The organism is Bradyrhizobium guangdongense (genome assembly GCF_004114975.1).
Classification (GTDB): Bacteria; Pseudomonadota; Alphaproteobacteria; order Rhizobiales; family Xanthobacteraceae; genus Bradyrhizobium; species Bradyrhizobium guangdongense.
In genome coordinates this window covers 2488549-2508941 of the sequence record NZ_CP030051.1, presented here as the reverse complement: position 1 = coordinate 2508941, position 20393 = coordinate 2488549, and the positions used below count along the sequence as shown (strand labels likewise).

22 protein-coding genes and 1 pseudogene are annotated in these 20393 nt (G+C 60.4%); 12 read left to right on the top strand and 11 right to left on the bottom strand.

From position 1 onward, the window contains the following. Positions 1-296: 296 nt before the first annotated feature. Positions 297-1817 carry an FAD-dependent monooxygenase gene (locus X265_RS11995; protein ID WP_128965004.1) on the top strand — a complete coding sequence of 507 codons (1521 nt, stop codon included), beginning with the start codon at positions 297-299 and terminating at the stop codon, positions 1815-1817. 48 nt (positions 1818-1865) lie between these two features. On the opposite strand, the gene X265_RS11990 is transcribed toward X265_RS11995, so the two are convergent. Continuing rightward, positions 1866-2198 carry a hypothetical protein gene (locus X265_RS11990; RefSeq protein ID WP_188637461.1) on the bottom strand — a complete coding sequence of 111 codons (333 nt, stop codon included), beginning with the start codon at positions 2196-2198 and terminating at the stop codon, positions 1866-1868. Positions 2199-2445: 247 nt separating this feature from the next. Continuing rightward, a complete protein-coding gene (locus X265_RS11985; RefSeq protein WP_128965003.1) occupies positions 2446-2628 on the bottom strand; it encodes a hypothetical protein in 183 nt (60 codons plus the stop codon). A 340-nt stretch (positions 2629-2968) separates the two neighbouring features. Here X265_RS11985 and X265_RS11980 point away from each other — a divergent pair, with 340 nt between their 5' ends. Both X265_RS11980 and X265_RS11975 read left to right on the top strand, forming a co-directional pair. Further along, on the top strand, positions 2969-3169 hold the full coding sequence (locus tag X265_RS11980; RefSeq protein WP_128965002.1) for a hypothetical protein: 201 nt from the start codon (positions 2969-2971) through the stop codon (positions 3167-3169). Continuing rightward, positions 3166-3408 (top strand): hypothetical protein, encoded by a 243-nt coding sequence (locus tag X265_RS11975; protein WP_128965001.1) that lies wholly within the window; start codon positions 3166-3168, stop codon positions 3406-3408. Before X265_RS11980 ends, X265_RS11975 begins: the two co-directional genes overlap by 4 nt. Here X265_RS11975 and X265_RS11970 read toward each other — a convergent pair. From X265_RS11970 to X265_RS11945, 5 genes are all read right to left on the bottom strand, one after another. Then, a complete protein-coding gene (locus X265_RS11970) occupies positions 3405-3662 on the bottom strand; it encodes a hypothetical protein (RefSeq protein ID WP_128965000.1) in 258 nt (85 codons plus the stop codon). The genes X265_RS11975 and X265_RS11970 overlap by 4 nt on opposite strands. 586 nt (positions 3663-4248) lie before the next feature. Further along, positions 4249-4509 (bottom strand): hypothetical protein, encoded by a 261-nt coding sequence (locus tag X265_RS11960; protein WP_128964999.1) that lies wholly within the window; start codon positions 4507-4509, stop codon positions 4249-4251. A gap of 322 nt (positions 4510-4831) precedes the next feature. Further along, complete coding sequence (locus X265_RS41950; protein ID WP_283815017.1) at positions 4832-4966, bottom strand: hypothetical protein; 135 nt, start codon at positions 4964-4966, stop codon at positions 4832-4834. Positions 4967-5335: 369 nt separating this feature from the next. Then, the gene (locus tag X265_RS41945) at positions 5336-5470 is read right to left on the bottom strand and encodes a hypothetical protein (RefSeq protein WP_283815016.1); all 135 of its coding nucleotides are present in this window, start codon (positions 5468-5470) and stop codon (positions 5336-5338) included. A 1223-nt stretch (positions 5471-6693) separates the two neighbouring features. After that, positions 6694-6888 (bottom strand): DUF3606 domain-containing protein, encoded by a 195-nt coding sequence (locus X265_RS11945; RefSeq protein ID WP_128964997.1) that lies wholly within the window; start codon positions 6886-6888, stop codon positions 6694-6696. Positions 6889-7025: 137 nt separating this feature from the next. Between X265_RS11945 and ligD the strand changes: the two genes are divergently transcribed. From ligD to X265_RS11930, 4 genes are all read left to right on the top strand, one after another. Next, a complete protein-coding gene (gene ligD / locus X265_RS11940) occupies positions 7026-7949 on the top strand; it encodes a non-homologous end-joining DNA ligase (protein ID WP_128964996.1) in 924 nt (307 codons plus the stop codon). Between the two features lie 3 nt (positions 7950-7952). Beyond that, on the top strand, positions 7953-8114 hold the full coding sequence (locus X265_RS40420; protein ID WP_164938533.1) for a hypothetical protein: 162 nt from the start codon (positions 7953-7955) through the stop codon (positions 8112-8114). Between the two features lie 104 nt (positions 8115-8218). Further along, positions 8219-8632 (top strand): hypothetical protein, encoded by a 414-nt coding sequence (locus X265_RS11935; RefSeq protein ID WP_128964995.1) that lies wholly within the window; start codon positions 8219-8221, stop codon positions 8630-8632. 17 nt (positions 8633-8649) lie between these two features. Continuing rightward, a complete protein-coding gene (locus tag X265_RS11930) occupies positions 8650-9318 on the top strand; it encodes an SOS response-associated peptidase (RefSeq protein ID WP_164938995.1) in 669 nt (222 codons plus the stop codon). A 525-nt stretch (positions 9319-9843) separates the two neighbouring features. Here the strand turns inward: X265_RS11930 and X265_RS11925 are convergent. After that, positions 9844-10674, bottom strand: coding sequence for an ABC transporter substrate-binding protein (locus X265_RS11925; RefSeq protein ID WP_128964994.1), 831 nt, complete (start codon positions 10672-10674; stop codon positions 9844-9846). Positions 10675-11213: 539 nt separating this feature from the next. Between X265_RS11925 and X265_RS11920 the strand changes: the two genes are divergently transcribed. The 4 genes and pseudogenes from X265_RS11920 (at position 11214) to X265_RS11905 (ending at position 15157) form a co-directional block, all read left to right on the top strand. Next, positions 11214-11918 (top strand): methyltransferase domain-containing protein, encoded by a 705-nt coding sequence (locus X265_RS11920; protein ID WP_244659512.1) that lies wholly within the window; start codon positions 11214-11216, stop codon positions 11916-11918. 83 nt (positions 11919-12001) lie between these two features. After that, positions 12002-13492 (top strand): annotated as a pseudogene (istA, locus tag X265_RS11915) (IS21 family transposase); the annotation flags it as partial. An 8-nt stretch (positions 13493-13500) separates the two neighbouring features. Then, a complete protein-coding gene (istB, locus tag X265_RS11910) occupies positions 13501-14364 on the top strand; it encodes an IS21-like element helper ATPase IstB (protein WP_128963656.1) in 864 nt (287 codons plus the stop codon). A gap of 163 nt (positions 14365-14527) precedes the next feature. Continuing rightward, positions 14528-15157: a tyrosine-type recombinase/integrase gene (locus X265_RS11905; RefSeq protein ID WP_128964993.1), complete on the top strand. Its 630-nt coding sequence runs from the start codon at positions 14528-14530 to the stop codon at positions 15155-15157. 189 nt (positions 15158-15346) lie between these two features. On the opposite strand, the gene X265_RS11900 is transcribed toward X265_RS11905, so the two are convergent. The 3 genes from X265_RS11900 to X265_RS11890 all read right to left on the bottom strand — a co-directional run bounded on the left by X265_RS11900 (position 15347) and on the right by X265_RS11890 (position 18086). Then, positions 15347-15589, bottom strand: a complete 243-nt coding sequence (locus X265_RS11900; RefSeq protein WP_244659492.1) for a PilZ domain-containing protein — start codon at positions 15587-15589, stop codon at positions 15347-15349. A 59-nt stretch (positions 15590-15648) separates the two neighbouring features. Further along, entirely contained in the window at positions 15649-17532 is a 1884-nt protein-coding gene (locus X265_RS11895) for a diguanylate cyclase (protein WP_244659489.1), read from the bottom strand. Positions 17533-17870: 338 nt separating this feature from the next. Further along, positions 17871-18086, bottom strand: a complete 216-nt coding sequence (locus X265_RS11890) for a hypothetical protein (RefSeq protein ID WP_128964991.1) — start codon at positions 18084-18086, stop codon at positions 17871-17873. Between the two features lie 466 nt (positions 18087-18552). On the opposite strand from X265_RS11890, the gene X265_RS11885 reads away from it, so the two are divergent. Then, positions 18553-20217, top strand: a complete 1665-nt coding sequence (locus tag X265_RS11885; protein WP_128964990.1) for a methyl-accepting chemotaxis protein — start codon at positions 18553-18555, stop codon at positions 20215-20217. Positions 20218-20393: the final 176 nt, after the last annotated feature.

Sequence of the window (20393 nt, the reverse complement as noted above, 5' to 3'; positions counted from 1 at the left end):
ATGCGGAACCATTACTTTCCCGTGACGGAACCCACGGTGCCAAAGTGTACACTTGCCGCCCGCACCGGCCTTCTTTTTTGCCGGCCTCCACACTTTTCTGATCGGGCGCGCCAGGCGCCGGACGGGCTGTCCGCTGCTGGCAGCCGAGCGGGGAAGCACGGTCCTTCGGCACGGCGCCGCGACGAGGGACAAAGCCCCTCCTCCCAGCTGAATATGTGGTGCGCAACGCCCTTGCTTCAAGCGCCCTCCCCCGGAGTACACCCCCGCGCCTCACGCCACCTGAGAGGGGTCACCACATGCCTGTCCTGCTTCCGAACGCACGCACGCGCGCTCACGCCTCACCGGGGCGGCCTGCGCTCGCGCCTGATCATGCCGTCCTCATCGCCGGCGGCGGGCCGACCGGGTTGATGCTGGCGGCGGAGCTGGCGCTCGGACAATGCGACGTCGCGGTTCTCGAGCGCCGCGAAAGCCAGGATCTCACGGGCACGCGGGCCGGCGGCCTGCACGCGCGCAGCATCGAGATCCTCGATCAGCGCGGCGTCGCGGATCGCTTCCTGCGCGAAGGCAAGGTCACGCAGCTCGCGGGCTTCGCCTGGACGCGGCTCGACATCTCCGATCTGCCGACCCGCCACCCTTATGGACTGGCGCTGCGGCAGAGCCACATCGAGCGCATCCTGGCCAATTGGGTCGCCGAGCTCGGCGTCCCCGTCTATCGGAGCAGCGAGGTGAGCGAGATCTCGCAGAACGAAGCCGGCGTCGACGTGACGCTCGCCGGCGGCGCGAGCTTGCGCGCGGATTACCTGGTCGGCTGCGACGGCGGCCGCAGCCTCGTGCGCAAGGCTGCCCGCATCGACTTCGCCGGTACCGATGCGACGCTCAGCAACCTCATGGCCGAGGTCGAGATGCGCGAGACGCCCGCATGGGGCCTGCGTCACGATGCGCTCGGCTTTCACGGCCTCAGTAGAAGCGAGAGCGGTCGCGTGCTGGTGGTGATGACGGAAGCAACGCTCGACCGCAGCGGCGAGCCAGATTTAAGCGATCTCAGCGAAGCGCTCGTCGCGGTGTACGGCACCGATTTCGGCGTCCACAGTCCGGCCTGGATCTCCCGCTTCACCGATGCGGCGCGGCAGGCCGTCGCCTATCGCAACGGGCGCGTGCTGCTCGCCGGCGATGCCGCGCATATCCATCACTCCGTCGGTGGCCAGGGCCTCAACACCGGCCTGCAGGATGCCGTCAATCTCGGCTGGAAGCTGGCGCTGGTCGCAAGGGGCCTCGCGCCCGACAGCCTGCTCGACAGCTACCACGCCGAACGCCATGGCGTCGCCGCGCGCGTGCTGCGCAACACAAGAGCGCAGATCGCCCTGCTCCGCCGCGACGACCACGGCCGCAAGGCTGCGCGCGAGGTGATGTCCGAGCTGCTTTCGATGGAGGAGCCGCGCCGGCGCTACGGCGCGATGATGAGCGGGCTCGACATCCACTACGATCTCGGCGACGGCCATCCCCTGCTCGGCCGCCGCATGCCCGATCTCGCCTTGACCGTCGCGGGCCGCAAGCAGCAGCTGTTCACGCTGCTGCATCAGGCGCGCGGCGTGCTGCTCGATCTCGGCGGGCTGGTGGGCTTCGACATGGCGCCCTTCGCCGATCGCGTCACGCGCATCGACACCGTCTATGATGGCGCATGGGAGCTTCCGTGCATCGGCGCGGTGTCAGCGCCGAACGCCGTGCTGGTGCGGCCCGACGGCCATGTGGCCTGGGTGGGAGACCAGAGCGGCGGCGGACTTTCGCAGGCGCTGACGAGGTGGTTCGGCGCAGCGTAAACGCCGCAGGCCTTGCCGAAGCAAACCAGCCCGCGGCGCGGCCTGCGATCAGTCGCCCGTCGGCGAGGTGTAGGACGGCTGCCCGCCGTGCTGGGATTCGTCGTATACCCCGTAGGTCCGGTAGGGATGCTCCCGCCGCGGGATATAGTAGCCCGGCGCCGACGCGTAGCCATAGGTATAGGCCGGCCCGTCATCATAGGCATAGCCGGGACCTGGCGCATAGGCATAGGCCGACGAGGCCGCGCCGGCCACGAGCGCGCCGGCAATCAATCCGCCGGCGAATGCAGGGCCGAAGTGGCGGGCCTGCGCGGGCGCCGTCGTCGCAATTCCGGTCAGCGCCAGCGCGCCGACGGTCGCACAAACAAGTGCTGATGATCTCATGGCTCAACCTTTCCAACGTGTATGACGAGCCAACGCCGGCAATCGGGTACGGTTGCCTGACATGCACGTGAAAGAACTGCACGTGAAGGGATGGCACGGGAAAGGATGGTCATGAATACGGCCCCGGCGCAGACGGGGGGCACGCGCGCCGGAGCCGTCATTCCAGGCCGGTCAATCGGCGGCAGACCGGCCAGGTGACAAAATCAGGTGCGAAGCGGGAAGTTCCTAACGGCGCCCGTCGGTGCTCCTACTCCTCGCCATCCGCGCTGGGAAACGGCTTCTGTGTCTTGCGGCCGAGAAACGTATCGGGCACGGGCGCCTTCAAGAGCTCGAGCGCTTTTGCGATTTGCTCGCGCATCTGCGCGTTCTGTTCGGCGATGGCGGATGCTTCGTTGTGGATGCGACGGATCGGCGCGCGATCGTCCGGCATGGATATACTCCCTGGCCTTGCAGGCGGGAGCACGCTCGGTCTCTCAGCCACCGGCGCCCACGGACAGAGCCTTGGCCGGTGATGGCAGGTAAACTACCGGAGGTCGCTTTTGTTCAAAAGTGAACTTTAGGCCAGTATGGTGCGCAAAATGAGTAAGCCGCTCAAGTGGAGCAAGCAACTCGTTGAAAACAACATGGAAATATCTGCTGCCGACATATCAAATGATCAAGACTCTCGCCGAGACGAGTCGTACAGTTAAGCACCGCAAGGCCCCCGGCAGATATCGGTGATGAGAACGCCCGATTGCGCTCCCGCCTTCCTCGAACATGGGAGCAGCGCCATGTTGAAGCGGCGTCGTTTCAAGCAGACCAAGACACTTCACCAGAGGCTCGCGGACGAGGCCGCGCGATTGCGCGAAGAAGCGCGCGCGCTCAGCCCCGGACGCCGCCGCGAGATGCTGCTGCGCCGCGCGCGGCAGGACGAGACGGCGATGCAGATCGATGCTTGGCTGCATTCGCCGGGCCTGAGGGCGCCGACATGACACACCAATACCGCGCCTATCTTGTCGGCGAAAACGGCGTCTTCCGCTCCGCCGAAGCGTTCGAGGCGTCCAGCGACATCTCGGCCCTCGTCGTCGCACAGCAGTTCGCGCGTCGTGGCGACGTCGAGGTCTGGCAGCTCGACCGGAAGATCGGCCTGCTGAGGGGCCCGCGGCCGCACGAGGTCTCGCAGAACGTCCCATGCGAGACTGACCGCTTTCGAGAGCAGGTGCGCAACTAGGCGGCCCGCGGCGCTTGCCCCGCCGGCTCGACCCGTGCTTCCAGCACGGCGATCGAGGTCCGCAGATTGTCGCGGCGCGAACGCAAGGTCAGCGCCAGCATGGGATAGGTGGCGCTGCCGGGATCGGAATTGCCGGCCTTGCGCTCTTCCTCGGCGATGTCGCGCTCCAGCATCTGCATCCGCCAGTTGAGGTCGGAAATCAGCGCCTGGAGCTGCAAGGACGCGGTCGCTTCGAAACGGGACGGTGATGGCATGTGATCGCCTCAATCTGATACGGCCCGGTGGGCCGGGTTGGGGATTGAGACCTTGTTCAGCAAGACGGATGCCAGCTCTTTGGTAAACCGGCGCAACGGCTCCGTCTCACTCGTCGGCCAGCTTCCGCTCGATGTAGGCGTCGACCGTCTCGGCGAACGAGCGCTGCACGCCGACCGAGGTGACATGCAGCGCGATCGCATCCTGCTGGAGCACCCGCAGCCGCGCCTTCGGGCAGCGACCGGAGCCATCGCCAGATAGTCGTCGATGGCGCCCGTCGCCAGCGGGATACCTTTTGGATCTCCCCTGGCGATCAGCAACCGCAGAAAGCTCAGGCAATCGGCCAGACCCGCCATGGCTGGTCTCTCAGCCTTGCTGCGGCTTCGGCTTCCTGACGGGCTGGGTATGCGTCCCGAACAGCGCCAGCAGCAACGCGACTTCTTCCTTCGAACCGATCTGGATCATGACTGTCTCCTTTCGCTCCGTTGGTCGGTTCCGACGCCGGGCGAGTTCAGGACGATCTGGTTTCAGGACTGTTTCAAGGCTATTTCGTCATCGTATGCCTGCTGCTGGGCCCATGAGGATCGCTCAGCCGTTCGGCTGCCAGCCGATGATCGCCCCGACGAGACACAACAGCGCGCCAAAGGCCGTGCCGCCCATCTGCACCCAGTACCGGATCGGCATGGTGTCCCGGTCAAACTCCTGCCGCGACCATCTCGACCAGTCCAGCCAGTCGTCGCTGACGAAGAGGAGCTTCCTCTCGGCATAGCCAACCCAGACCTTGCGCGAGCAATAGATGCCGATCCCGATCGCGAGCAGGCGATAGAGCAGGTCAAGGGCGGGGTTCATGTGGAGCATCCGTTCACCGGCTCGGGCTGTGGCCAAGGCAATAGCTCTGCCTGTCTTCGTGTCGCTGGCGGGGAGGCAGGTTCAATTGGTCCGGCAAGGGAGCCCTCGGAGCGCGCCAGGGGCGCGGAGACACGCGGCTCAGTTTCCGGACCGAAGCGGGATCGCTGCGGGCCGGCATCTCGGCTTCGGCGATCTTCTTCGCGGCCTCCGGCTCGGGTGGTTAGGCAAGCGCTTCCGCCATCCAGCGTGGCCAACCGGGCGAGACTGGCAGTTCCTCTGCCTGCGAGGACACAGGCACGCAGAGCTCCCGGCATCTTCTCGCTCATCCCAGCTTCTCCTCGCCTGGGGAACCATCGTGGGGCATCTCCGCTTTGTCCGCTCGCTCGACCGGGTTGGCGGACACCGAGGGATTATCCGGATGCAGGATCAGGCTCTCGATCCGCGTCAACAGTTCCAAGGGACCTTTCGCTATTCGCCAACGGCTGCGCAGGCTTGCCCCAGCCGCGATCGAGCAGCTGCTTTGCAGCAGCCAGGCGCGAAGGTATTTGCTGTCTGTCTCACCATGATAGAGGGCAGCACGTGGATGGCCGGCTCGGTCCGGCTTCTCGCCAAAGCCTAAATGTCGGCCAACGTGGGCGACAGTTAATCATCGCTCGTCATGGGCTGGGCGGCGTGTTGGTAGCGGGTATCCGTCTCCTGAATCCTGGTCATTTCAATCTCCTCAAACGGGCAATTATGTCTCCTTGAACAAAACGCCCGCGGCGGATGGCTCCGGTGCGGGTGAGTCATACTCGGTTCGATGAGGGGGAATTTCTTTGCCTATTCCTCAGTTCATCTTGCGCCGAAGCTTTTCGAGCAGCTTGCGCTGCTCCTCGATGTCCTCGCGCACCGTCTTCTGCAGTTCGTCGGTGCGTTCCGGGTCCGCAGGCGGGATCGATTTTGCAGGAAGCCTGCTAGCCATCAATCATCCCACATGAGTTCTCCGCACCGGCACTTGTACACGCGGGCAAAGCGTTTCGTGGTGATGTTCCAAATCTTGTCAGCCAGGGCGAGTGGATGACTGCATTTGGGGCAACGGTTCACCAGAGGTGTTGAGAGCGATGTTGAAGGCATGGTGGCGCTCGCAGCTCTTTGATCCAGAGACGCACAACCGCCGCGGTCGTCCCAACAAAGCATGGTCGGCGATTGGCGCTGCCTCCCGCGGCAACAAGACAGCCAGCTCTGCTAAATCATCGATCGATCAATTCCCACAGCGCGGGCGCGATCCAGCCTGCGAGCGCGAGCAAAATCAGATATTCGGCCAGCGCGCCTCCTGGTTCAAAGAAAACGTGCGACAGATTGCTTCACGACGCGCGATCGTTTTGGGTGCGAAACCTATCTCCGCGTCCGCAGGCCGCAGCGGCGCACGCGATCAGCGCACACCGAGGTACCGGCACGTGCCTCGCATGCGAGCGTCTTGTCCAAGGTTTATGTGGCGATTTTAACTTATGTGTCCGCCACCTCCTGCTTGGAAATCTAGCATCGCGTCAATCGGTAGAAGGAACAGGCGATGGGAAAGAAGCGAAGGCGCTTTAAACAAACAGACTCGCTCGAAACACGGCTGACGCAGTTCGCTGAAGACATGCGTGAACGCGCGGAACGGGTACAAGCGGGTGATCAGCGAAACTCCTTGCTAAAGAGGGCCTATAACGCAGATCAAGCAATCGAGTTGGAGCGGCAGCTCCGCCAGCATCAATAGGAACGAGCCAGAATGGGAGGGATTGCTTCCGCAACCTGTAGGTCCCTCCCAAACTTGGCCCCTATCGCGGGGCCTTTTTTTGGCAGGGGCAGACCGCTGCGCAACCACGCGCTGAGAGAGGAAAATTCAGGGTGAGTGAACTCCGCTGATTTGGTGCTTCGGTCAAAGCCTATCCTCCGCTCCGATCGTGGAAACGTCTGCTGACGGCTCGATACGTGCATCATGACTTTGGATAACAAGAAGGCCGCAGCGGAGTGACCGTGCGGGGCTAGGCCAAACCTTCCGATCATGCCAGCGGCCAATGTTTTGCCCCGCGGCTCAATCTTCTTGTTACGAAAAATTGAAGCTGACTCCGCGAAGCAGGGGGCTGCGCCAGCGCCGGCATTCCTGCCGGCCAATCGGCGGTATGCCGGTCCGAAACCAAATCCACTTTGAAACTGAAAATCCTATCGCCCCTTGCGCCCGAGCTTGCGCTCGACCTTCTTGCGGCTGTTGCCGACCTTCTTGACGGCCTTCTTAACCGCGGAAGCCGACTTGCGCGTCTTCTTCGCCTCATAGGCGATTTCGTATTGTTGTCCTCCGGCGACGCGCGCCCGGTCCTGCTTTCGGCCACGGGCGGTCTGTTTCTTTGCTGCTGCCATGATGCATCTCCTTGCCTTGTAGAAACGCAAGGAGATTTCAGTTGGTTCCGAGCTGCCGCCCTCTGGCTGCGGCAAGATCGGAACGAATCCGCGGCGAATGATTCGAATCCGAAGTATTGGTTGCGTGGAGTTGGTCAGTGGCATCGCGCCGTCAGCGTCGGCCGGCTGAGATCGGCGTCAAGGCGCCCTTCCCCGGCTTTATCACACCGGCATTGGCCTCCTCGGTCGAGAGGGTGCCGTCGGGGGAGCGATGGATTCACGAGATCAAATTCGATGGCTACCGCGTCCAGGTCCATCTCGCCAACGAAGCTGTCAAGGTCTTCACCCGCCGCGGTCATGACTGGACCAAGCGTTTCAAGAAGGCCGCCGACGACGCTTGGCGCATTAAGGCGGGCTCCGCGATCATCGACGGCGAGATCGTCGTCCCGGCCGCCGACGGCACCACCGATTTTTCCGTCCTGCAAAACGAGTTAAAAGGCAAATCCAGCAAGATCGTGCTCGTCGCCTTCGATCTGCTCTATCTCAACGGACGCGACCTCCGCCGCGAGCCACTCGGCCAGCGGAAGGCCGCGCTCAAGAAGATCATTGTGGACACCGACGTGCAATTCAGCGAGAGCTTCGAGATCGAAGGTCGCGACATGTTCGCCCATGCCTGCAAAGTTGGCCTGGAGGGGGTGGTTTCGAAGGTTCGTGACAGCACCTATGCCAGCGGTCGCGGCAATAATTGGGTCAAGACAACATGTACCCAACGAGAGACGTTGACCATCGCCGGCTTCGCGCTCGACGAAGGCAAATGGGACGGCATCTATCTCGGCCGCCACAGGGGAGACGCCCTGATCTATGCCGGCAAGGTCGACCACGGCTTCGACAAGACCTCAGCCGCCGAGCTACAGAAACGCTTGCAGCCACTCATCCGCAAAACACAACCCTATGCCAAGCGCATTGCGCACAAGGGCATTTGGGTTGAGCCGAAGCTGCTCGCGGAGATCGAGTATCGCGCCAAGTCGGCCGAAGGAAAGGTTCGGCATCCCTTCTTCAAAGGCGTAAGGGAGGACTTGTGAGCGATGCGGCCAAAGTTTCGCACCGAGGGTTGGACGCCAGCGAGCGAGGAGGATCATTTCATGATCTGCCCGACCTGCGGCGAGCGGATCGACTGTCGCGATCTTGGCGAAGTGCTGGAGCACCTGCACGGTGAGCCAGTCGAGGGGGAGCCGGTCCGGCACTAGGCCAGCCTTTTCCACACCCACGAGACTCAGTAGCGGCCCACCGGCCGACACCACTAGGAATCGATAATTTGCCAACGCCCCGGCGGCTTGGCTTTGATACTCCGATGTCCACGAAATCGCGCCAACACCTCTACGGAACTCAGATCAAGATGTCGGCCGAAGAGGCCGTCAAGGCCCGTAAGGAAGCTGACAAGCTCGCTTGCGTCGCGTGGAATTACCGGATGCTCGGCTACAAGGGTCCCGCTCAGCCGTCGCCGACGATTGGCGATGCGATCAATGCCGGCTTCCTTTATCTCGAGGTGCGATGCCTCGGCTGCGACACCAACCAAACCGTGGCCCTTGGCATTATCAGACGTCCGAAGACGACGCCCGTTCACGAGCTCGAACGCTATATGCGATGCAAGGACTGCTCGCAGGTGCGTGGCTATCCCTACAAAAGAAGTGCGCTGGTTGCGCTGAGGCCGACCAAGATTTCAGCCGATCACCCAGCGTCGTACTGGTGGCCGGGCGAGCGCTGAAGGATATCATCTGCATCATGTGCAACCTTTACTCGATCACAACGAACCAGGCCGCCATCGCCGATCTCTTCCGCGTGGTCAGGCGCTACGAAGGCAACCTCGCGCCGATGCCCGGGGTCTTTCCGGATTATCCAGCCCCCGTCATTTGCGATGCGAGCAGCGGCGAACGTGAGATGGTGATGATGCGCTGGGGCATGCCGCCTCCGCCGCGCACCGGCGGCCCGCCCGTGACCAACATTCGCAACACCTCGTCCCCGCACTGGCGCGCTTGGCTCAAGCCGGAGCACCGCTGTCTCGTGCCGGTCAACAGCTTTGCCGAATACGCACCGGAGCCCAACCCGGAGACGAAGAAGAAAGACGTCGTGTGGTTCGCGCTCGCGGAGTCGCGACCGCTGTTTGCGTTCGCCGGCATCTGGACCACCTTCAACGGTGATCGGGGCACGAAGACGAAGCCCGTGCCGGGGCCCCATCAGGTCTATGGATTTCTCACCACCGCGCCGAATGCCGTCGTCGAGCCGATTCATCCGAAGGCGATGCCGGCGATCCTGACGAGGGCTGAAGAATGGGAAGTATGGCTGCGGGCACCCTGGGACAAGGCCAAAGGGCTGCAGCGACCGCTTGAGGATGCCGCACTCCAGATCGTAGCGCGAGGAAGCGAAAAGGAAGATGTGGCTTCGACACCATAGAAGGCAGGCAGCCCTTTGCGATGGTACCACTCCCAGGGCTTTGCCCGATACGCAATGTGCAATTTTGCCATCTAGATCGGCGCACTCCGAGGAATTAAGGATTCCCGGGCGGGCATCTGCGGCTTTTCAACCAACACTTTTTGTGTTTCGTTCCCAAGCGCCATCTCAATCGCGGAACGACGGCGGCCTTGCCGAGTTTTCCCGATAGCTCGGGTTCGTGATCCCGGGCCAGAAGGTGACTTGTGCCCCAGCTCACTTATCCTTTGGTGACGCTGGGGTCTTTTTGTCTGCCGGGCCGCCGACGCGAACTCAGGCGCTTGAGCCAATGCGGCCGGACGAGAAATGCCTATTATGAGAGGCCGCATACCGACGTGACTTTGTTAGAGGCGGTCCGCGTTGCGTCAGAATGCAAACGACTCTAGTTGAGAACTTGCGTCCGCTCTGCCGCGATGAGCGGACCTCCGTCGGGCCACACGCAACTTCGGAATGGGCCATTCATGCAAGTCAGCTTGGCGACTCGTTCGATCACTTGATCTGCGCGGGCCACGACGTCGGGCAGACATTAACGCCCAGAGCCCTCGCTGTCTTTAGGTTGAGAACCATAAAATACTTCGAAGCTTGCTCCACTGGCAATTCAGCAGGCGTAGCTCCCTTGAAGATTTTGCCGATGTAGAAGGCGGCACGCCTATAGAGATCGTCTAGATCGGACCCGTAGCTGACCAGGCCGCCCGCCTTCACGTTGGCCCTATTAGCGAATATGGCAGGCAATCGATGCTTCGTCTGAAGTTCAGCCACCAGCTCAGCTTGCACGGTGTATAGAGGTGATGACACGACTAGAAACCCGTTGCATCGATTGTGCGCCATGGCTTGAACTCTGTCCTGTACTTCTGAGACAGTGCTGGCTGAAGCAGGGACGAGCTCCACTCCGATCGTTTGTGCTCCGCGACCGACCGCCTTAAGAGCGGTCGGATGCGAAGGCGTCGTCGGATTCCAGAGCAAGCCGACTCGCGTGGTTCCGGGAAGTATTTCCTCCAAGATCTCTAGTTCCTTCACGGACACTTCTGTCAGAAGCATGGACATGCCCGTTATGTTTCCGCCCGGCCGCGAGAGGCTCGTCACGTCTCCAAGCCCCACCCGGTCTGCGTGCTGAGCGAAAACGATGGGACGGTGGCCGTAGCGCCGAGCTGGCCCTACCTGGGTGGACGTAGGCGCGAAAATGACATCGACCTTGCTGTCGACGAGTTGCTTTGCGAGATCAAACGTTTGATCAACTCGCTCGGCCCATTGAAAATCAATTCTGATATTCTTTCCCTCGACATATCCGAAATCGCGAAGAACGGCGCGGAACGCCTCCACTTCGCTCGCTCAGCTCGACGCTTCGCCAAATCGATCTTCCAAACCCTTGGCGGTTGCTGTCCAAGCGACAGCGCCGGCGAAAGCAATGCCGCTCCCCCCATAAGAGTGATGAAATGGCGGCGTTTCATGCGAATGCCCCCAAAGAGCGTTAGCTTAGGGCTGTGTACTCATTAACGAGCTGGCCGCCTGATGTCCGCTCCCCCCTAACAGCGGCGGGAAAGCGAACGACTGCCGAGCTCGCTGAAGGGTCAAAAAGCTGACCGTCTGAGAGCCCAGCAACTCGGTCAACGGGCCAAAAGCAGTCGTTTGCCCCCTTGCGGTTGTTGGGCAAGTCAGCCAGCATCGGCGTGGTCGTCGCCAACGCAGTGCTTTCTTTCCCATTTTTGATCAAAGGATTAGAGGAAGGTCATGTCGGCCCATGAACATTGGCAAATGGATGCCAGCGCGCCGGAGCTTTATGAACGCTATCTCGTGCCAGCCATCATTCCGTATGGGCCAATGATCCGCTCGACCGCATCTCGCCGAGCGAAGGGGAAAGCGTGCTAGACGTTGCCTGCGGTACCGGCGTTGTGGCGCGGCTAGAGAAGCAGCGCGGACATGACGGACGGTTAGTTGGCATTGACCTCAATACAGCTATGCTCGCGGTGGCACGGGAAAAGTCTTCCGATATCGAATGGATCGAAGGCAGCGCGCTAGACCTGCCTTTCGATGCAAACTCTTTTAATGTCGTGCTCTGTCAACTTGGATTACAGTTTTTCCCGGATCGGCCACTGGCACTCAGGGAAATGGTCCGGGTACTCAAGCCCGGAGGTCGTGCGGGGTTAAGCGTCTACAGCGCGATTGAGAAAACGCCAGCGGCGCACGCTTTTGTCCAAGCACTAGACGAACATCTCGGAGAAGAGGCCTCAAAAACCAAACGTTCGGAGCACCTCGCTTACAATGAGCAAGAGGTTGACGCTTGGGCTAGACAGGCAGGCTTTGACGTTGTCGATGTGGCCGCCGTCACAAAACAGATCACGTTCCCCTCTATGCTGGACTATGTCCGCTTCCAACTTACTGCGACTCCGATGGCTGCGCTCTTGAGAGAAAAAGGTGCGACTGAGCGTGAGCGGATGATCAAGTCGCTTGCCGATTACGCCGCATCCCGCCTAGATCAGTCCATGCTCGCGGGTGGCAAGCTGACATTCCCGCAGCAATCTTTGGTGGTGACGGCTGTCATTCGGCCTGCAATATTGCCCCCCTAAGCCGGGGGATCGGCGTCCAAAATTGACCCCCTACAGGTTGGTCTGTTGCGCTGCCTGCTTTGGAATGAAGCAGGTGGTCGGGGATGCTGATCGTGGAGACGATTGCGCGGATTCGGCGCGAGCACTTCATCAAGGGCAAGACGATCAAGGAGATCGCCCGCGATCTGAAGGTCTCGCGGAACACGGTTCGGAAGGTGCTGAGGTCGGGAGAGACCTCCTTCGAGTACGAGCGGCAGGTGCAGCCGCGACCAAAGCTGGGACGATGGGCAGTAGAGCTTGAAGGTTTGCTGGCGGCGAACGCGGCTAAATCGGCTCGTGAACAGCTGACGTTGATCCGGATCTTCGAGGAGCTGCGCGGCCGCGGCTACGACGGCGGTTACGATGCGGTGCGGCGTTACGCCAGGCGCTGGAGCAAGGAACGCGGGCAATCGACCGCAGCCGCTTATGTCCCGCTGAGTTTTGCCCCAGGCGAAGCCTATCAGTTCGACTGGAGCCACGAGGTCGTCCTGCTGAGCGGCACCACGGTGATGGTGAAGGCCGCCCATGTTCGGCTCTGTCACAGTCGCATGCTGTTCGTGCGGGCCTATCCGCGGGAGACGCAGGAGATGGTGTTTGACGCCCACGACCGGGCGTTCGCCCTGTTCAAAGGCACCTGCACCCGCGGCATCTACGACAACATGAAGACCGCTGTAGAGACGATCTTCGTCGGTAAAGGGCGTCTCTACAATCGCCGCTTCCTGCAGATGTGCAGCCACTATCTGGTCGATCCGGTCGCCTGCACGCCAGCGTCGGGCTGGGAGAAGGGGCAGGTCGAGAACCAGGTCGGGCTGGTCAGGGAACGCTTCTTCACGCCGCGGCTGCGGTTCAAAAACCTCGACGAGTTAAACGCCTGGCTGCTGGACAAATGCATCGCCTACGCCAAGGCTCATCGCCATCCAGAGCTGGTCGATCAGACAATCTGGGACGTGTTCGAAGCCGAACGCCCCAAGCTTGTTCCCTATGCCGGCCGCTTCGACGGCTTCCACGCGGTGACGGCATCGGTCTCGAAGACTTGCCTGGTGCGCTTCGACAACAACAAGTACTCGGTCGCAGCCAGCGCAGTCGGACGACCGGTCGAAGTTCAAGCCTATGCCGATCGCATCGTGATCCGTCAGGATGGACGCATCGTTGCCGAGCACCCGCGATCCTTTGGCCGCGGCGATACCGTCTACGATCCCTGGCATTATGTGCCGGTACTCGCCCGCAAACCCGGCGCCTTGCGCAACGGTGCTCCCTTCAAAGACTGGGTGCTGCCGGCCGCGATCGAGCGGATCCGGCGCAAGCTTGCCAGCACCGACGATGGCAATCGGCAGATGGTCGACATCCTCAACGCGGTGCTGACTGACGGTCTGCCCGCGGTGGAAGCGGCCTGTGCCGAAGCGCTCGGTCATGGCGTCCATTCCGCCGATGTCGTGCTCAATATCCTGGCCCGTCAACGTGAACCCGCCCCACCGGCCAACATCATGACGCCGGCCGCACTGACGCTCCGTCATGCACCGATCGCCGATTGTGCCCGCTACGATAACCTCCGGAGGACCATCTGATGGAACGAACCCAAATCTTCGACCTCATGGGCGAACTCAAGCTCTACGGCATGAAGGCTGCCTTCGACGAGATCATGGCAACTGCCGTCAAGCGACAGCACGAACCCCAGCGCATTGTCGGCGACCTGCTCAACGCCGAGATCAACGAGAAGCAGGCCCGCTCGATCAAATACCAGCTCACCATTGCCAAGCTGCCGCTTGCAAAGGACATCGCCGACTTCCAGTTCGATGGCACGCCGATCAATCAAACTCTCGTCAATGATCTCGCTGGCGGCGGCTTCATCGCCCAACAACGCAACGTCGTGCTGGTCGGCGGCACCGGCACAGGCAAAACCCACCTGGCTATTGCCATCGCCAGAAGCTGCATCCGATCCGGCGCCCGCGGCCGCTTCTTCAACGTCGTCGACCTCGTCAATCGCCTCGAGACCGAGACCCGCAACGGACGGCAAGGACGGCTCGCCGAGCATCTGACCCGGATGGACTTCATCGTGCTGGATGAACTCGGCTATTTGCCCTTCGCCCAGTCTGGCGGCCAGCTTCTCTTCCACCTCGTCAGCCGCCTCTACGAACGCGCCTCCGTCATCGTAACCACCAATCTCGCCTTCGGCGAATGGCCGAGCGTCTTCGGCGACGCCAAGATGACCACCGCGCTGCTCGATCGGTTGACCCATCACTGCGACATCGTCGAGACCGGCAACGATAGCTGGCGGTTCAAAAGCAGAGACGACGATCACGCCACCCGCGCTCGTCTCGCCTCCGCTATCCCGGCCAGCTCCGACGAGACGAGCGCTACCAGCAAACCCCGCCGCACAAAGGGGTCAAAATTGGACGCCGATGAGGGGTCAAATTTGCAAGCCGATTGACAGTGACGGCTTCACTCCACTGATGTCGGCTTGGGGTCAAAGGCGGGCCTCGCTTCGCTCAAATTGGACCCAAGTACGTCTCCAATCGTCTCAAACCGGACGCGGGTTTGGAAGGCGTGCGGGCTGAAAATGACCAGCCTCACTATAGCTGAGGAGGTCAATTATGACCAACGTCCCAACCATCCCTGTCGTCTCGAAACACGCTCCTTGGAACAAGGGCAAGATCATGGGCGCAAAGCCGCCGCTCCGTCCCAAGCACGTCTGGTCAATCCGAACAAAGCTCCAGGTCGAAGGCCGAACCCGCGATTTGGCAATTTTCAACGTCGCCATCGATAGCAAGCTGCGCGGCTGCGACGTTGTAGCCTTGAAAGTTGATGATCTTGCGCCGGGCGGATATTCGGCCGACCGCGCCACCGTCCGACAAAAGAAGGCCGGTCGGCCGGTAAAATTTGAGCTGACGGAATCAACCCGGCAGGCAATCGACGATTACCTGCGTATCAGCTGCAAGAAGCCAGGAGAATACCTGTTCACAGGCCGGCGATTGGGTGGACATATGACGACCCGCCAGTATGCCCGCCTCCTATCCCGCTGGCTCTCCGACATCGGATTAGACCCTCATCTGTTCGGAACGCATTCCCTTCGACGGACTAAGGCGACCTTGATCTACCGCCGAACCGGCAACCTGCGAGCCGTACAGCTTCTTTTGGGGCATACGAACATCGAGAGCACCGTTCGATATCTTGGCATCGAGGTAGACGATGCGCTCGCGATAGCAGAACAAGTCGACGTCTGACTTCGGGGGCAGAGCAGACGTGCCCTGCCCTCACAGAGGGCTTCGGGCCAGAAGGCGACATAAGCTGCGTGTTCGCAACCCGGAGCAACAGAGCTCGATCGAGCTTGCGTTAGCTGAAGCCGAACTCGTTCGTTTGCGGAGCAAGACAAATGCCTGGTTCGCTAATCGGGCGTTCGATTGGCAGGTACACTAGTGTGGAACCGAAGCTCGATTGAGTCTTAGGTTGGCCTGTTTCAGAAACGTCACGCCGACTTCTGCACCGTTCACCCAGGCCACCTCACATCGCCGGTACGCCAGTCCGGTCGCGGAAAGCACAAGAAAGAACTCTTTAAGAGGCAAACCGTGATCTGAGGCGTCAACAATGAGCCTCGCCCCCGTATCAGATACGTCTTTGACAGTGCAGCCGCGCCGCCAAGTGCCATCAATCGCCATGATGTTGGCGGTGAAGGGACGGGCGAATGGGACTCGCCGTGCTCCTCGCTTGTTCGGTATCACTCTCTCATCCTGTGCAGACTGCCCAGAGACGGTGCAAGGTCCGGCGCGTCGGCAACGCGATTGGTGGTTGTCGAACTGACCACCGTACAGTTCCTGCCTCGCTTCTTGGCATGGTAAAGAGCGATGTCAGCGTCGCGGATCAAAGTGAATTCATCGGATGTGGCATGGTTCTTTTGTGCCACGCCGACACTAACAGCCACGCGAGAAGCTGGTGATCGAGGGTGACGGATCTTCAGACGCTGAACCAACAGCCGAATGGCGTCCGCGACCCTCGCTGCTTTCTCCTCAGGGACCCCGGGAAGGATGACGGCGAACTCCTCTCCACCATAGCGCGCCGAGAAGCCTCCCGTATTTGCCGTTGCGCGGCCAATCACTTCAGCAACCTGTTGCAGGCATGCATCACCTGCTGGATGGCCCAAACCGTCGTTAAATTCTTTGAAGTGGTCGATGTCGATAAGAAGAACCGAGAGTACATCATGCGCGGCGTAGGCATCTCGCAAGAATGCATCGAAGCTACGCCGGTTTGCCAGTTTGGTTAGCCCGTCCGTCATTGCGAGCTGGGCCAACTTCAAGTTGGCCTTGGACAATTCGTCTTCCATCTCCTTCTGCTTCGTGACATCTCTGAGGACGCCCACAATCTCCGCATCGGCTGAAGAGAAACGCTCTGCTATCCTGAAGTGAGCCTCCAACCACGCGATAGAACCTGACGCGCGCCGCATTCGGAAGCGCACGGAAGGAGAAGCTGCAGCTTCCTTCAACTGCCTACTCGCGTTAATCACTCTGTCGCGATCATCTTCGTGGACGACATCGAGGCACAATTTGCCCAGAAAGGCGTCTTCAGAGGTATCCAGCACGGTAACCACCGAAGGCGACACGTAGCGGATATATCCCTTTTTATCCATAACGATCACGATGTCGGCAATATTGTCAGCGAGCAGCCGGAAACGAGCCTCTCGTTCTTGCAAGGTGCGTTCGACACGCGCGCCGAAACGGAATTGGGCGTTCAGCAGGCATGCAACTCCAATGACCAGCGCCAGGAGCAACCCAGCAATCAGGGCGTCAGAGGCGAGATCAGTGCGCCAGCCCTCCAAAACGTCACCCTCGGACTGGGCCACGGTGACGACCAATGGGTAGTTTGGGGTCTGCTCATAAGCAACGTACTTGATCAGGCCATCGAAGGGCGAAGTGATCCTGTAGAATCCGGAGGCGCTTTCGCCTATTCGTTGTTGGAAGAGGGACGTATCGCCAATTGTCCGGATACTCTCAACCGCCGGCCAGCGCGCCAACAGAGTGCCATCGCTCTTCAAGATGCTGATTCCGCCTTGGGTACCCAAGTTGAATGAGCCGAAGAATGAAGTGAAGAACTGGCAGTCGATGGCCGCCACGATCACCCCGGCAAACTGCCCCGAGGGAGTGCTAATGCGCCTAGACAGAATTATGGTTGGGAGTCCTGTGAGCCTGGAGGTAACAGGGCCACTGACGAGCAACTTCGTGTCGGAGTTGTCGCGGTGGTAGGCGAAGTACGGACGGTCAGCGTTACTGTACTCGGGTCGCTCCTCAACTGACGAATAGCGCCAGCTCCCAGCGCTGTCGAATACGGCGATAAAGCGGAGTTGTGGCATGGCCTGCGTCATCTCCCGCAAGTAGGCGTCGAAACGCACTTTTTGAGGGTTTTGGTACTTTAGTAAGTCGGCCATACCAGCAAGCGCCACGTCTGGTGCTTTGAATGTGCTGGCTGCATGCTGGGCAAGCGAGCGTGTTAGGTTCTTTTGGCTATCTGCTGACTGCCTAAGGGCCGCTTCCCGGGCATATGAGGCTTTCCATGCCACCAGTCCGATCACGCAGGCAATCATAAGCACCAGGAAGGTCCCGACGACCATCCGCGGGTTCCTGTGCAATTGCCGCTGAAACGAAGACCCCGGCATTCCAACGCTCACTTGTCGTAGGCATGGTAGTCACTTAGGCATGATGGTCATCATGCTTTGCTTTCCATCAGCTTAATGGGTGGCCGACATACCGCGCAGCCCTCGCTTTTGCTCAAGGAATGATTGCTAATGCTGTCGGTATCCGGCAGCTCATTGGCTCTGGCGATTTCTGCAGGTACTAGCGTGCCGCCGATTTTGGCGGCAATGATAACCCCTAACCCTTCCCTACTGCTGCTCTTCCCTTACCACCGGTCTGGAACCGTGTCGGGAGAGAGGTGCAGATCTCTCTAAGCTCAGTTTATGCCGCCATTTGCCTCGATCAGAAGGATGGTTAGCATCTCGATCCGGCTGCAGATTTCCTTCATCCGACTGGCTGCGCCGGCCGCGATCCCGAAATGTTCGCTCTCCGAGGTGCTGACGACTATTCGATCGCCAAGCTCTCTGCGAAGGTCCTGAAGCTCTTTGAGTGCTCTTTCGAGCTCTCCTTGAAGCGCTGTCAAAGCAGGCATTAGGACTGTCTGTGCTAGTCACGATTCGTCTGCACGATTCTAAGCCCTCGTAGCTCCTATGGCATCCGTGGCTTCTACGGAGTTGAACAGCAATATCAGCACAATGTCAGAGCGACGTAAGCGGCAGCTGAGAGGCGCGGTTTTCAGACACGTGTACTGAGACCGAGAGAGGATTAGTCACGCTCCCCCGCACCACGGCTGTGGTCCTCGGGCGTAGAGGAGCGATAATCTCCTTCTTCAGTCTGTGCACCGGCTTGGATACTCCCGTACAAATACGGGCTCGTACGCAATCTAACGTGCATACACTCTGGAAATATCTTTAATTGCAAACGGCGAAGATACCACGTTGTGAGCCTGGGCAAGCTTGGGGTGTTGCAGGGTTTACGATTGGTCAACAAGAACGTGCAATTTTTTTAGGCAGGGGAGCGACTGTCCTCGCAATTGCAAACCCACGTGCGGAGCCGCAGTGTTCAATTTTCAAAGCAAGAAAGTCAGACACGCAATCGCGGAGGTCGAGGCGCTGGATCAGTCGCAGGCCGTGATCGAATTCGACCTCGACGGCACCATCCTCGATGCCAATGAAAATTTGCTCAAGATGAGCGGCTACACGCTTGAAGAGATCAAGGGCAAGCACCACAGCATCTTCGTCAGCCCGGCCGAGCGCGACAGCGTCCGCTATCGCGACTTCTGGGCCAGCCTGAACCGCGGGGAGTTCCAGACCACGCAATACAAGCGTTTCGGAAAGGGAGGCAAGGAACTCTGGATTCACGCCTCCTACGCGCCCTTGCGCGATGAGAACGGAAAGGTGGTCAGCTTTATCAAGTTCGCCACCGACATCACGGCGTACAAGATCAAGACTATGGAGGATGCCGGCAAGATCGCCGCGGTGAACCGCGCCCAGGCCGTGATCGAATTCCAGATGGACGGCACCATCATCAGCGCCAACGAGAACTTCCTGAATGCGATGGGCTACTCGCTCGACGAGATCAAGGGCAAGCATCACAGCCTGTTCGTAACGCCCGAGGACCGCGCGAGTGCGGCCTATGCCGCGTTTTGGGCCAAGCTGAACCGCGGCGAGTTCGAAGCCGCCGAATACAAGCGGCTGGGCAAGGGCGGCAAGGAGATCTGGATCCTTGCGACCTACAATCCGATCCTCGACGAGAACGGCAAGCCGTTCAAGGTGGTAAAATTCGCAACTGACGTCACCACGCAGAAGATGAAGGCGGCCGACAGTGACGGCCAGCTCACCGCCATCCAGAAGTCGCAGGCGGTAATCGAGTTCAACATGGACGGCACGATCCGCACCGCCAACGAGAATTTTCTACGAGCGATGGGTTATTCGCTGGCAGAGATCCGAGGCCAGCACCATTCCATGTTCGTCGAGCCGAGCGAGAAGAACACGCCGGGCTATCGTCAGTTCTGGGAAACTCTCAACCGCGGTGAATTCCAGGCTGCCGAATACAAGCGCATCGCCAAGGGCGGTCGCGAGATCTGGATCCAGGCGTCCTACAACCCGATCTTCGATCTCAATGGCAAGCCTTACAAGGTTGTGAAGTACGCCACCGACGTCACCGCGCAAGTCATCGGCCGTAAAAAGGCGGACAATGCACGCGGACTAATCGAGGCGGTCGCGGCCGGCAGCGAAGAGATGAGCGCATCGATCCGTGAGATCTCCGAGACGATGGCAAAGTCCCGGGAGACGTCCAAGGTCGCGACCAACCGGGTAGAATCCGCCGATGGGCAGGCCCAGAAGCTGACCGCAGCCGCGGAGGCCATGAGCGGCATTGTGGAGATGATCTCCGGCATAACCAGCCAGATCAACCTTCTCGCGCTCAACGCCACGATCGAGTCCGCGCGCGCGGGCGAGGCCGGGCGCGGATTCGCGGTTGTAGCTTCTGAGGTGAAGAATCTCGCGAACCAAGCCAAGCAAGCGACGGACACGATATCTTCCGAGATTGGCGCGCTCAACGTCATCTCCGGCGAGGTCGCGAGCTCCCTTACGGCGATCAAGGCTGCCATCGCCGGTGTTAACGAGTTTATCGCCTCGACAGCCGCCGCAGTCGAAGAGCAGAGCATCGTCACCGCGGACATGTCAGCAAACATGCAGCGCGCGTCGGCAGAACTTGCTTAGCAGCCGTGCCAGGCCCCCTCTTCCGCGGCTAATTTAGAATCCGAAAAGTCAGCAGAATCCGCAGGGCGGAGGGCTGAAGTAGCGCCTTGGGATACGAAAGCGCCACTAGCTAAAGACGTCTGCAACGGGTTAATCGCGTTGTTTTGGCCTGATTTGAGTTAGGTCCGGTCTACCTG